The sequence below is a fragment of the Methylobacterium sp. WL18 genome (genome assembly GCF_008040015.1).
In the GTDB taxonomy this organism is placed as follows: domain Bacteria; phylum Pseudomonadota; class Alphaproteobacteria; order Rhizobiales; family Beijerinckiaceae; genus Methylobacterium; species Methylobacterium mesophilicum.
In genome coordinates this window covers 1-10,591 of record NZ_VRVD01000110.1, presented here as the reverse complement: position 1 = coordinate 10,591, position 10,591 = coordinate 1, and the positions used below count along the sequence as shown (strand labels likewise).

The window sequence follows — 10,591 nt, the reverse complement described above, 5'->3', positions numbered from 1 at the left end:
TCCGCCGGCCAAGCCGGCCACCGGCTTCGCGCCGTCCCTGCGGCGGTGGATCGAGCGCCGCAACGCCGATGATGACGCCTGCTGAGGCAGGTCGCTCAGGCGGTCGCGAACACGTCGCCCCATCCAATGAGTGCCTCGGTGCCTGCGCCGGCAAGGTCTATCGCCTTCCACAGGCTGACCGCGACCGAATCGTAGACCGGGATGCCGAGTTCGGCCTCCAAGGCGGCGGCGATCGCTCCGCCCGCGAGGTTGGTGCAGACGATGGCCGCGGCCTGCGCGCCCTCGGCCGCGACGGCGCGCACCATCCCGGCGATCTCGCTTGTGCCGGCCAAAGCGAATTCGAAGTTCTCTGACAGACCGAGATGCCGCTCTGCCGAGCAGTCGAACCCGTCGGAGCGCCAATTCGCCTGGATCCGCGCCTGGACGTCCCCGGTATAGGGGGTCACCAGCCCAATGCGTTCGATGCCGCGTCGCCGAAACAGGTCGCGGAAAGCAAGCGCGGAGGTCGAGGCCGGCACGCCGGTTCGCTCGGTCACTGCCGCTGCGAGCGCCACGTCATTGTCGAAGCCAAGCCAGGCACCCGCAGTCCCGTTCCAAAGGATCGAGGCGACCCGCGCATCGGCGAGCAGGTCGGCGGCCGCGAGCATCGGTTCCTGCGCGAATTGGCCCAGTGCGACGGCTGACAGGCCGATCTGGGTCACGCGCACGCGCGAGAAGTGGGCCGTGACCCCGTCCTGCCCGGCCAGCATGCGCGCCGTCATCGGTTCGAGCACGCTGTTCGACGAAGGGGTGAGCATCCCCAGCCTGATCGTCCGTCCGGATTCGCGCATCGTGACCAAGGGCTCCAAGCACGAGCCAGGGACGGCTCGGCCGCAGCTCATGGCAAGGTTCGTTCCGACGCGAACCTCCGGCATCCGGCATCCGGCCGCCGAGATCAAGATTTCCTCCCAGTTTGCTTTTATGCCGTATTCGAGGCTCGGCACAGATCACCCCCGATCAATCGACATGATACCGGGGTGAATCTACCAATCGGGTGGCACGACCGTTGCTGAGTCCCCCTACAGCTTCAGGGGTCCTTCGGCTTGTCTCGCACACCTCACGTGACTGATCTCTCTCGCCGCACCGTTCTGGCGCTCCCGCTCGGCCTCGCCGCGGCCTCGAACGGCGCAAGCGCCGCCGAACCGCGGCGGGGCGGCACGATGGTGATGATCGTGCATCCAGAGCCTTCGACCTTAGCGCATTACGCCGTATCGGCCGGCAACATCCCGCCGATTGCCACGCAGGTCTATGAAGGGCTGTGCACCTACGACTGGGATTTGAACCCACGGCCCAACCTGGCCAAGTCGTGGGATGTCGCAGCGGACGGAAAGACCATCACATTCACGCTCCAGGAGGGCGTGACTTTCCACAACGGCAAGCCGTTCACCAGCGCGGACGTGCAATACTCCTTCATGGAGGTCTTGAAGAAGTATAATCCGATCGCCCCAGTAATGCTCGCCGAACTGGTAGCCGTCGACACGCCCGATCCGATGACTGCGGTGCTGCGGCTCGCCAACCCGGCTCCGTACATCATGAAAGCGCTCTCGGGGCGCGACCTGCCGATCTTGTGCCGATCGGTGTTCGAGGGAACTGATGTCCTCCAGAACCCGACCGCCAACAAGCCGATCGGAACCGGCCCGTTCAAGTTCGTGAGCTGGGAGCGTGGTCAGTCCGTGCGGCTCGACCGCAACGAGAATTACTGGAAGCCGGGGCTGCCGTACCTCAACCGTATCGTCGCCCGCTTCATCCCGGATGCCGCAACGCGTTCGGCCGCCATGGAGGCCGGGGAAGCCCATTTCGCCGGCTACAGCGCGGTGAACTATGCCGATCTCGCGCGGATGAAGACCAATCCAGTCCTCGACCTGACCACCAAGGGCTACGAGATGACGCCGGCTCAGAGCGTCCTGGAGCTGAACGGCCGCCATCCGCAGCTTCAGAAGAAGGCGGTGCGCCAAGCCATCGCCTACGCGATCGACCGCAACGTCATCCTCAGGGACGTGATGTTCGGTTACGGCCTGCCCGCCTCGGGTCCACTCAGCCGCAAATTCAAGACGGCCGGCCTCTACACCGACGACGTGCGCCAGTATGACGTGTCGGATCGGCTGGAGATCGCCAACCGGCTGCTCGATGACGCCGGCGCACCCCGCGGCGCGGGCGGGATGCGCTTCGCCCTCCATCTGGAGGTGAACTCGTTCGGCGAACAGTGGCTGCGGCAGGCCGAATACTTGAAGCAGGCCCTCGCCGCGGTGGGCATCGACGTGACTCTGCGCTCAGAAGACACCGCCACCTGGCTGCGGCGCGTCTACACGAACTATGATTACGACATCAACGAGCCGTTCCTGAGCCAGGGCGTCGATCCGGTCTACGGGTTGAACAAGCAGTTCCTGACCTCGCAGATCCGAAAAGGTGTCACCTTCGTCAACGACACGTTCTATTCGAACCCGGAAGTCGACCGCATGCTCGGTGAGGGCGCGCGCGAGCTGGATCCGGACAAGCGCGGGGCGATCTATAAGAAGGTCCAGCAGATCCTGGCCGAAGACAGCCCGATGATCTGGCTGATCGACGTGCAATACGTGAGCGTCTTCAACCGGCGCCTCAAGGATCACACCACCGGACCGCTGGGCACACAACAGGCGTTCGAGCGAGCCTGGATGGACAAGTAATCCGGTGCGGCTCGCGCGCTTTCTCGGTCATCGGCTTTTGCTGGCGATCCCGGTGGTCCTGGGCATCGTCGTGCTGAATTTTTTCTTGATCCACCTGGCGCCGGGAGATGCGGCGTCGGTTCTGGCTGGCGAAAGCGGCGCGGCCAGCCCGGAATACATGGAGCAGCTGCGGCACAAGTTCGGCCTCGACCAGCCGATGGCGACGCAGTTCGGCGTCTACCTGCTCAACATGCTCCACCTCGATCTCGGCTACTCGTTCCGCAACGACAGCCCCGTGGCGAGCCTGATCCTCGACCGGTTGTGGCCGACGAGCCTGCTGATGCTGACCGCCTTCGGGACCGCCCTGGTGATCGGTACGCTCCTCGGCCTCGTGGCGGCCACCGGGCGCAACTCCTGGCGCGACGCGGTGATCTCGCTTGTGAGCCTGGTGGCCTATGCCACGCCGGGGTTCTGGCTCGGGCTGATGATGATCGTGATCTTCGCGATCCGGCTCGGCTGGCTTCCCACCAGTGGCTTCGACACGGTGGGGGCCGACAACGAGGGCTGGGACGAGGTCTGGGACGTCGGGCGTCACTTGGTCATGCCGGCCGTCGCCCTCTCGCTCTTCTACCTCGCGGTCTACGCCCGGGTGATGCGCGCTTCCGTGCTGGAACAGGTCGGCATGGACTACGTCACCACGGCCCGGGCCAAGGGCCAGACCGAGGCCCGGGTGATGACTGGCCACGTCCTGCGCAACGCCCTACTGCCGGTGGTCACCATGGCGGGGGTACAGGCCGGCAACCTGATCGGCGGCTCGATCGTGGTCGAGACGGTGTTCGGCTGGCCGGGGGTCGGCACCCTGGCCTTCAACGCGCTGCAGTCGCGCGACCTCAACCTCCTGCTCGGGATCTTCTTCGTCTCGGCCTGCCTCGTCGTCGTGATCAACCTCGCCGTGGACCTCGTCTACGTCTGCCTCGATCCTCGGATGGAGCTGTAGCGATGCGGGCCGCTCTGGCGCGTTTCGCGCGCAACCGTCTGGCGCTCCTCGGTGCAGCCGTACTGCTCGGGCTGCTCGCCCTGGTGGTGCTGACGCCCCTGCTGTTTCCCGGCGACCCGTTCCGCCTGGTCGGGCCCGCGCTCCAGCCGCCGGGCGGCCGCTTCCTGCTTGGCACCGACACGCTCGGGCGGGATGTGGCCGCGGAGATCGCCTACGGCGCGCGCACTTCGCTGATGATCGGGCTCGGCGCGACGCTTGCCGCGATCCTGTTCGGAACCCTCGTCGGAGGGTTGGCCGGCTATTACCGGGGTGGCGTCGAGATCGCGCTGATGCGGCTCACGGAGTTCTTCCAGACGATCCCGGCCTTCGTGCTGGCGATCCTCATCGTGGCGATCCTGTCGCCATCGCTCACCAGCGAGATCGTGGCCATCGCGGCGGTGTCCTGGCCGGGGATCGCCCGTCTGGTGCGGGGTGAGTTCGTGGCGCTCGGCGGGCGCGAATTCGTGCTCGCCTGCGACGGCCTCGGGGCAGGCGACGCCCGCATCATCTTCCGCCACATGCTGCCGAACTGCACCTCGGCGATCATCGCCGTGGGATCGCTGCTCATCGGGACGGCGATCCTGATCGAGGCGGGCCTCGCGTTCCTCGGGCTCGGCGACCCGAACGTGATGAGCTGGGGCCTGATCATCAGTGCGGGACGCGCGGTCCTTCGCTCGGCGTGGTGGATCTGCACCTTCCCGGGCATCGCGATCCTGCTCACCGTCCTCGGCATCAATCTCGTTGGCGATGGCTTGAACGAGGCACTGAACCCGAGGCTCCGCGAGCGATGAGCGACTCCGTCCTCGACATCGAGAAGCTGACGATCGCGTTGCCCCCGGGTGCGGACCGGCCGAACGCGGTCACCGACGTGGACCTTGTGCTGCGGCCGGGCGCCGTCACCTGCCTCATCGGCGAAAGCGGATCGGGCAAGTCGCTGGTGGCGCGGGCGATCCTCGGATTGCTGCCCGGGCCGCACGTGCGCGTCTCCGGCGGGCGTATCGACTTCGAGGGCGAGGACCTCGCGACGATCACGCCGAAGCGGATGCGCCGCATCCGGGGGGCGCGCATCGCGATGATCTTCCAGGAGCCGATGACGGCTCTCAACCCGCTTCACACGATCGGGCGCCAGCTTGACGAGGTCCTGCGCATCCATACGGCGCTCGGCCGCGCCGACCGGAGGGCTCGGGTCGTCGCGCTTCTCGACAGCGTCCACCTGCCGGAGCCCGCTCGGCTCCTGCGCTCCTATCCCCACCAGCTTTCCGGCGGCCAGCGCCAGCGCGCGATGATCGCCATGGCGCTGGCGCTGAACCCACGGCTTCTCATCGCCGACGAGCCGACCACCGCGCTGGACGTGACCACCCAGGCGCAGATCCTTCACCTGATCCGGGAATTGCAGCGCGAGCACGGGACCAGCGTCCTGTTCATCACACACGATTTCGGGGTGGTCGCCGACATCGCCGACACGGTCGCGGTGCTTCAGAAGGGCACTCTGGTTGAGCAGGGCCCCGCGGCTTCGGTTCTTGGCGCCCCGAAGCATCCCTATACGCGCGCCTTGATCGCGGCGGTGCCCAGGCTGGCGCCGCCGCCGCAACGACCGCCCAGTACGGCCCCTCGGGTGGTCGAAGCCCGGGCGGTCGAGAAAACCTACGGTGCGCGCGGCCTGTTCGGCGGGCGCATCACCCGCGCGCTCGACGGCGTCGATCTGGAGCTGCGGCGGGGGGAGACCCTGGGGCTCGTCGGCGAGAGCGGCTCGGGCAAGAGCACCCTGGCGCGGGCGATCACCCGGCTGATGCCAGTCGATAGCGGCGAGATCCTTCTCTCCGGGCACAGCGTCGCCGCGCTGAGCCGCCGCCAGATGCGTCCGCACCGCAAGCGGGTGCAGATGGTGTTCCAGGACCCCTACGGATCCCTCGACCCGCGCCAGCGCGTCGTCGACATCGTGGCCGAAGGCCCGATCATACACGGCACCATGCCGGAGGTCGCCAAGGCCCAAGCCCGCGAGATGCTGGCGCTCGTCGGCCTCGACCCCGCGGCGGCGCAGCGCTTCCCACACGAATTCAGCGGCGGCCAGCGCCAGCGGATCGGCATCGCCCGAGCTCTGGCCATGCAGCCCGAGGTGCTGGTGGCCGACGAGCCGGTCTCAGCCCTGGACGTCTCCGTGCAGGCCCAGGTTCTGGCGCTGCTCGCCGACATCAAGGCGCGATTGCACCTCAGCATGGTGTTCGTGACCCACGATCTGCGCGTCGCCCTGCAGGTCTGCGACCGGATCGCCGTGATGCGGGCCGGCCAGGTGGTCGAGGTCGCGCCGACATCTGAGATCTTCTTCGCGCCGAAGCACCCCTACACCCGGGCGCTGTTCGCGGCCGTGCCCGGCGCCCAATGGCAGGAACCGATCTCCGCATGATGCAAGAGCAGCCCATCGTATCCACCGATCCATTCCTGCCGGGTCCGCGCACCCGCGTCGCCGGTTCCGCGACGGGGCCGCTCGCCGGGCTCGGTTTCGCCGTCAAGGACCTGATCGACGTCGCCGGGATCCCCACCGGTGGCGGCAACCCGGATTGGCCGCGCATCGACCCGACTCCGGCGCGACACGCCTGGGTGGTGCAGACGCTTCTCGATGCGGGTGCCTCGGTGGTGGGCAAGACCGTCACCGACGAGGTCTCGCTGGGAATCCTCGGCGAGAATGCCCATGACGGCACCCCGCTGAATCCAGCCGCGCCGGACCGGGTGCCCGGGGGTTCATCCAGCGGCTCGGCATCAGCTGTCGCCTCGGGAGCCTGCGATTTCGCGCTGGGCACTGACAGCGGCGGCTCCGTGCGTGTGCCGGCGAGCTTCTGCGGTCTCTACGGGATCCGCCCGACCCACGGGCGCATCGATTTCTCCGGGATCTGCGTCCAGGCGCCGAGCGCCGACACCTGCGGCTGGTTCGCCCGCGATGCGGCCACCTTTGCCCGGGTCGGGGAGGTCCTGTTCGGCGCGTCGATGCCGGATCGGCTACCCGATACGCTGCTGGTGGCCGCGGACGCGCTCGGCTTCGCCGACGAGGCCGTGCAGCAAGCGCTTATGCCGCTCATCGATCGTCTCGCCGCGCTGATCGGCAACCGGCGTGACGTGACGATGGCGCCGCAGGGCCTGTCGGTGTGGCAGCGGGCCCAGCGCGTCCTGCAGAGCAGCGAGGCGTGGCAGACCTTCGAGCCCTGGCTCGACACCTGCAATCCGCGCCTCGCCTTCTCGGTCGCCCGAGCGCTCGTCCAGGGCTCGATGATGACAGGGGGCGAACGCAACGCCGCGATCCTGATGCGCATTGAGGCACGAGCCCGCCTCGCGCGGCTTCTGCCCCCCGGGACCATCCTGTGCCTTCCGACCACGCCGTTCCCGGCTCCCCTGCGCGGGCTGCCGCTCAGCACGCTCAACCCGCTGCGTGAGCGCATAGGCTGCTTGACGAGCCACGGAGGCCTCACCGGCGTCCCGCAGGTGAGTATCCCGGGCGGGCGGGTCGATGGCGCTCCGGTGGGCCTGTCCCTCATCGGCACGCGTGGATCCGACCTCGACCTGATCCGCACCGTTCTCGACTTGGAGGCCTGAATGGACACAACCCTGAACCGCCCCGAGGTCGTGGCTGAAGTCACCGCCCTGTTCGAACGCTACGAGCAGGCGCTGATCGACAAGGATGTCGGGGTGTTGGACGCAACCTTCTGGGACAGCCCTCACACGATCCGCTACGCCGTGGGTGAGAATGGCTACGGCTTTGCGGCGATTCATGCCGCGCGCATCGCGGCCGATCCACCGCCTGGAGGCACGAAGGAAGCACGCATCCGGTTGGAGATCCTGACCGTCGGCTCGGACGTGGCCACCGTGAATCTTGAGTTCAAGCCGCGCGGCAAGTCCGGTATCGGGCGCCAGAGCCAGACATGGATGCGCCTCCCCGATCTTGGTTGGAAGGTGATCTCTGCACACGTATCGATCATGGCCGCGCAGGCCTGATGACCCGACCACTGGGTCATGATGGCGAGCCCAACGGGACCGTCGTGAAGGCCAGGGGCCATTGCGCGGTCAGGGAGAAACCCATTGGAACACGCAACCGTCACCGCCGTTAGGGAGGCGGTCAGCGCACAGCGAGGCCGGATCGAGCACCTGCTGGCAGAACTCGCCCGGTGCGGCCACGACGATCCCGGGTTTACCCGGCCTTCCTACAGCCCGGAGGAAACCGAAGCCCACGCGCGCGCGACGCACTGTGCGGCCGAGCTGGGTCTCCGGGTCCGCCGGGACGCGGCCGCCAACACCTACATGACGCTGCCCGGCCGGGATCGGACCCGGCCGCCGATTTTGATCGGCTCCCATCTCGACACCGTGTCGCACGGCGGCAACTTCGACGGCGCCGCCGGGGTCGTCGCCGGGCTCGCAGCTGTCGCGGCGATCCAAAGCCTTGGACTGATCCCGGAGCGCGATATCACCGTCATGGCGGTGCGTGCCGAGGAGAGCGTCTGGTTCCAGGTGTCCTATCTCGGAAGCCGAGCGGCGCTCGGCACCCTGCCGGAGGGTGCGCTCGCCATGCCCCGGGCCGATACGGGGCGCGACCTCGCCGATCACATCGCGGCCTCCGGCGGCGATCCCGGGGCTTTACGCGGCGATGCGCCGCCGCTCGATCCGTCCGCGATCCACGCCTTCCTCGAGGTGCATATCGAGCAGGCGCCGAGCCTCGTCGAGGCCGGAATTCCGGTCGGTCTCTGCACCGGGATCCCGGGCAACTTCCGTTATCCGGATGCTCGAATCCGCGGCCGCTACGACCATGTCGGCACGCCCCGCCGGTTCCGGCGCGATGCGGCCATGGCGGGCGCGGAGATCGCCCTGGCGCTCGACCAGATCTGGCAGGCCAACGAGGAGGCCGGCCGCCCGATGGCCGTCACGTTCGGCCGGTTCCACACCGACGGTGCAGCCCACGGGCTGACTACAGTCCCGGGCGAGTTCCGGTTCAGCCTGGACGTGCGTGCCTACGCGCCGAACATGCTGGCGGAGATCGAGACGCAGTTCCTGAGGCACGTCGCGACAATCGTGGCACGCCGCAACGTCGAGATCGTGCTCGGCCCGCGCGCCGAGGTGGCGGTCGGAGACGTCTCGCCACGGATCCGCAGCGATCTGGAGGCTGCGGCCACAGCCCTCGGCATCGCCACCATGCCCCTCGGCAGCCCGGCCTCGCACGATGCCGCGGCCTTCGCCAAAGCCGGTGTTCCAATGGCGATGCTGTTCGTGCGCAACGCTAATGGCAGCCATAACCCCGATGAGGCCATGGAGATCGACGACCTCATGGACGCCGTCGCGATCCTCACCGCCTGGCTGGTGGCCGAAACCGGATGCGCTTGATCCGGGCGCCTCGGCTCAGCCGGAGAAGCGCGCCAGGCGCCCGACCGGATCGCCCAAAACCTCGTCATCGCGCATGACGGATCTGCCCCGGACAACGGTGGCGACCGGCCATCCGGTCACGGGTAGTCCCGCAAACGGAGTCCAACCGCAGGGCGACGCGATCCAAGAGTCCTCGATTGTGCGACGCGCCTTCAGATCCACCAGGGTAAAATCCGCGTCGTATCCGACTGAGATTCTCCCCTTGCCGAGCAGGCCGTAGACACGAGCCGGACCGGCCGCCATCAGGTCCACGAGGCGCGCGAGCGACAGGCGCCCGGCTGCGACATGATCGAGCATGATCGGGACCAGGGTCTGAACCCCCGTGAGGCCGGCCGGACAATCGGGCCAGGGCTGCTCTTTGGCTGCCCGGGCATGAGGCGCGTGGTCGCTGCCGATCGTATCGACAGTCCCATTGCGCACGGCGGCCCAGGCGGCTGCTCGATGCCGCTCGCCGCGGATCGGTGGGTTCATCACCCCAAGCCCGCCAAGCGTATCGTAGCAGTCGGGCGCCACCTGGGTCAGGTGGTTGACCAGAACCTCGACGGTCGCGACGTCGCGGAAATCCCGCAGGTATTCGAGTTCCTCGGCGGTCGAGACGTGGAGGATGTGCGTCGCCCGGCCGGTCCTGCGGGCCAGGGCCATCAGGCGCCGGGTCCCCAGGAACGCGCATTCCTCGTCGCGCCATTCCATGTGGGTCCGGTACGGCTGCCCCCGGGCGAATAACGGCTTGCGCGCCTGCAACCGGAACTCGTCCTCGCTGTGGAAGGCCATGCGCCGGTGGCCGGCTCGCATGGCCCGCTCGAGATGGGCGTCGTCCTCAATCATCAGCGCCGCCGTGGAGCTGCCCGCAAACACCTTCACGGCGCAGACCCCTGGCTCGCGTTCCAGCGCCGCCAACCTGTCGATGTTGGTCTTGGCGCCCGCCACGTACAGGCCGATATCGCACCAGCTACGACCCGCCACGTAGCCGCGCTTCCACGTCAAGCGCTCGGTATCGGCGATGGGCGGAACCGTGTTGGGCATGTCGAACAGGGTGGCGATCCCGCCGAGGATCGCGGCCCGCGTGCCGGTCTCGATCGTTTCCACGGCCGGGTCGCCGGGATCACGCAGGTGGACGTGGCTGTCGATCAGGCCGGGCAGGACGTGCAGACCGACCGCGTCGATCACCGTATCCGCGGTCGCGCCGATCGGCGCACCGAGATCCGCGATCCGCCCGGCGCGGACGCCGAGATCGATCCCCTCGGTCCCCCAGGGCGTGACGCAGGTGCCGCCGCGGATCAGGAGGTCGTAGTGCATCGCCGGGTCCTTCCTAAAGAGGCGGTCTCGAGCAGAACGGCCCCGAGGGCTGCCGCCACCGCCTGCTGACAGGGCTCGACGACCGCGCACCCGACCGCGTCCTCGATCGCTCGCCGGTGCGGCGCCATGCCGGCGCAGCCGAGGACGATCACGTCGGCGCCGTCGCGCGCGATCAGCA

The 10,591-nt window shown here is 68.1% G+C and carries 10 protein-coding genes; 7 read left to right on the top strand and 3 right to left on the bottom strand.

Features of this window, described 5'->3' with window-relative positions; translation table 11 throughout:
- Positions 1 to 95: 95 nt before the first annotated feature.
- On the bottom strand, positions 96 to 830 hold the full coding sequence (locus tag FV228_RS11080; RefSeq protein WP_147854674.1) for an aspartate/glutamate racemase family protein: 735 nt from the start codon (positions 828 to 830) through the stop codon (positions 96 to 98).
- Between the two features lie 270 nt (positions 831 to 1,100).
- Here FV228_RS11080 and FV228_RS11075 point away from each other — a divergent pair, with 270 nt between their 5' ends.
- The 7 genes from FV228_RS11075 to FV228_RS11045 all read left to right on the top strand — a co-directional run bounded on the left by FV228_RS11075 (position 1,101) and on the right by FV228_RS11045 (position 9,078).
- The gene (locus FV228_RS11075) at positions 1,101 to 2,702 is read left to right on the top strand and encodes an ABC transporter substrate-binding protein (RefSeq protein ID WP_147854673.1); all 1,602 of its coding nucleotides are present in this window, start codon (positions 1,101 to 1,103) and stop codon (positions 2,700 to 2,702) included.
- A gap of 4 nt (positions 2,703 to 2,706) precedes the next feature.
- Positions 2,707 to 3,678 carry an ABC transporter permease gene (locus FV228_RS11070; protein WP_147854672.1) on the top strand — a complete coding sequence of 324 codons (972 nt, stop codon included), beginning with the start codon at positions 2,707 to 2,709 and terminating at the stop codon, positions 3,676 to 3,678.
- 2 nt (positions 3,679 to 3,680) lie between these two features.
- Entirely contained in the window at positions 3,681 to 4,508 is an 828-nt protein-coding gene (locus tag FV228_RS11065) for an ABC transporter permease (RefSeq protein WP_147854671.1), read from the top strand.
- Positions 4,505 to 6,121, top strand: coding sequence for an ABC transporter ATP-binding protein (locus FV228_RS11060; RefSeq protein WP_147854670.1), 1,617 nt, complete (start codon positions 4,505 to 4,507; stop codon positions 6,119 to 6,121). Before FV228_RS11065 ends, FV228_RS11060 begins: the two co-directional genes overlap by 4 nt.
- On the top strand, positions 6,118 to 7,302 hold the full coding sequence (locus tag FV228_RS11055) for an amidase (protein WP_147854669.1): 1,185 nt from the start codon (positions 6,118 to 6,120) through the stop codon (positions 7,300 to 7,302). Before FV228_RS11060 ends, FV228_RS11055 begins: the two co-directional genes overlap by 4 nt.
- Positions 7,303 to 7,701 (top strand): oxalurate catabolism protein HpxZ, encoded by a 399-nt coding sequence (gene hpxZ, locus FV228_RS11050; protein WP_147854668.1) that lies wholly within the window; start codon positions 7,303 to 7,305, stop codon positions 7,699 to 7,701.
- 84 nt (positions 7,702 to 7,785) lie between these two features.
- Positions 7,786 to 9,078 carry a Zn-dependent hydrolase gene (locus tag FV228_RS11045; RefSeq protein ID WP_147854667.1) on the top strand — a complete coding sequence of 431 codons (1,293 nt, stop codon included), beginning with the start codon at positions 7,786 to 7,788 and terminating at the stop codon, positions 9,076 to 9,078.
- Between the two features lie 15 nt (positions 9,079 to 9,093).
- On the opposite strand, the gene FV228_RS11040 is transcribed toward FV228_RS11045, so the two are convergent.
- The gene (locus FV228_RS11040; protein ID WP_147854666.1) at positions 9,094 to 10,413 is read right to left on the bottom strand and encodes a dihydroorotase; all 1,320 of its coding nucleotides are present in this window, start codon (positions 10,411 to 10,413) and stop codon (positions 9,094 to 9,096) included.
- Positions 10,395 to 10,591, bottom strand: a 197-nt coding sequence (locus FV228_RS33740; protein WP_246693881.1) for an aspartate/glutamate racemase family protein, incomplete at its 5' end; no start/stop codon positions are given. The genes FV228_RS11040 and FV228_RS33740, both read right to left, overlap by 19 nt.